A 1,740-nucleotide genomic window follows, 5' to 3' on the forward strand; every position below is an offset into this window, starting at 1 on the left:
TCAAGATGAGATTTCCCATAGCGTAAGCTAGTAAGACCCCTTGAAGAACACAAGGTTGATAGGTCAGAGGTGTAAGTGCAGTAATGCATTCAGCTGACTGATACTAATAGGTCGAGGGCTTGATCTAATTTATTACTCTGTGCAATTTTGAAAGAACATAGTTCTTTATATATATCTGGTGATTATGGCTTGAAGGTAACACCCGTACCCATTCCGAACACGAAGGTTAAGCTTCAAAGCGCCAATGGTACTGCCGGGGAGGCCCGGTGGGAGAGTAGGTCGTTGCCAGATAAGCATGGCTGGATAGCTCAGTCGGTAGAGCAGAGGACTGAAAATCCTCGTGTCCCTGGTTCGATTCCTGGTCCAGCCACCAAAACCCTGCAAAAGCAGGGTTTTTTATTTTATAATTATTTATATCTTATAATATTAGTATATAATTATTATAGGAGTATTCTGAATGTAAAAATAATATTATCATATAAAATATATGAAAAAGGAGTAATCATAATGGAAGAAAAAATTATTGCAGCATTTAATGGTAAACATATAACTAACAAAGATTTACAAGAAATTATATCAAGATTTCCAGCTGAGAGACAGCAGCATTTAGCTACACCAGAAGGAAGAAAAGAATTATTAAATGAAGTTGTAAGTTTTGAAGTACTTTATGAATATGCTAAGGATAGTAGCATGGAAGAAGAGAAAGACTTTTTAATTCAATTAGAAAACGCAAAAAAAGAAATACTTACTCAAATAGCTATAAAAAAGATTATTTCTAGCGTTAAAGTAGATGAAGAGGATATAGTTAAGTTCTATGAATCCAATAAGGAAATGTTTAAAACAGAGGAAACTATAACTGCAAAGCATATACTAGTAAAGACTTTAGAAGAGTGTAATAGTATATTAAATGAAATTAAAAATGGAATGAAGTTTGAAAAGGCAGCTGAAAAATATTCTACATGTCCATCTAAAAACAAAGGTGGAGCTCTCGGTACCTTTGGACATGGAAGAATGGTTCCACCTTTTGAAAAGGCAGCATTTACTATGAATGCAGGAGAAATTAGTGAGCCAGTTAAAACTCAATTTGGATACCATTTAATATTTGTAGAAGATAAAAAACCAGAAAGTATAATAGCACTAGATGAAGTAAAGGGTAGCATATATGCACAAGTATTACAAGAAAAGCAAAAGGATATGTATATAAGTTTTGTAGATGATTTAAAGAAAAAATACAATGTAAATATACAAGAATAAACTTAATCAGTAAGATAAGACACACAAAGGATCCGCTTTGTGTGTCTTTTGTGCATTTTGTAATAACAACATTGCCACCTGTATCAATAGTAGTAAAGTGGAGTATTGTTAAGTAAATAAAAGGAGCAGGTACATATAATTGTATAATTCCATTTATAATGGGGGAATGGTATTATTTATATGATACAATAACTTATGTTGTCGCAAGAAACGACAAACAGTCGACAAAGGTTTTAAAAAATGTTTTAAAAAGTTGTTGACAAGAAGAAACAAAAATGTTAATATGTAAAAGTCGCTTGGAGCGACAGGGTCTTTGAAAATTGAACAGAGAATAGAAACCAGTCAATTACTTAACAGTTAATGTTAAGAAACGCGATGAGCGAAACAGATTAAACTTTTAAATTGAGAGTTTGATCCTGGCTCAGGACGAACGCTGGCGGCGTGCCTAACACATGCAAGTCGAGCGATGAAACCCTTCGAGGTCTC

1 protein-coding gene, 1 tRNA gene and 3 rRNA genes are annotated in these 1,740 nt (G+C 33.7%); all 5 read left to right on the top strand.

The window, feature by feature from the left end; translation table 11 throughout:
- A 23S ribosomal RNA gene (locus tag BSD9I1_RS07315) occupies nucleotides 1-127 on the top strand; the annotation flags it as partial.
- 47 nt (nucleotides 128-174) lie between these two features.
- Nucleotides 175-291 (top strand): 5S ribosomal RNA (rrf, locus tag BSD9I1_RS07320).
- A 6-nt stretch (nucleotides 292-297) separates the two neighbouring features.
- A tRNA-Phe gene (locus BSD9I1_RS07325) sits at nucleotides 298-373 on the top strand.
- 134 nt (nucleotides 374-507) lie between these two features.
- Complete coding sequence (locus tag BSD9I1_RS07330; RefSeq protein WP_186429795.1) at nucleotides 508-1,254, top strand: peptidylprolyl isomerase; 747 nt, start codon at nucleotides 508-510, stop codon at nucleotides 1,252-1,254.
- A 398-nt stretch (nucleotides 1,255-1,652) separates the two neighbouring features.
- Nucleotides 1,653-1,740: ribosomal RNA gene (locus BSD9I1_RS18835) — 16S ribosomal RNA — on the top strand; the annotation flags it as partial.

This window comes from Clostridium sp. BSD9I1 (assembly GCF_900185645.1).
Lineage (GTDB): Bacteria > Bacillota > Clostridia > Clostridiales > Clostridiaceae > Clostridium_AK.

Bases quoted from the DNA above. Each gene is read 5' to 3' on its own strand.
- BSD9I1_RS07330 (WP_186429795.1), top strand. From the start codon at position 508: ATGGAAGAAAAAATTATTGCAGCATTTAATGGTAAACATATAACTAAC.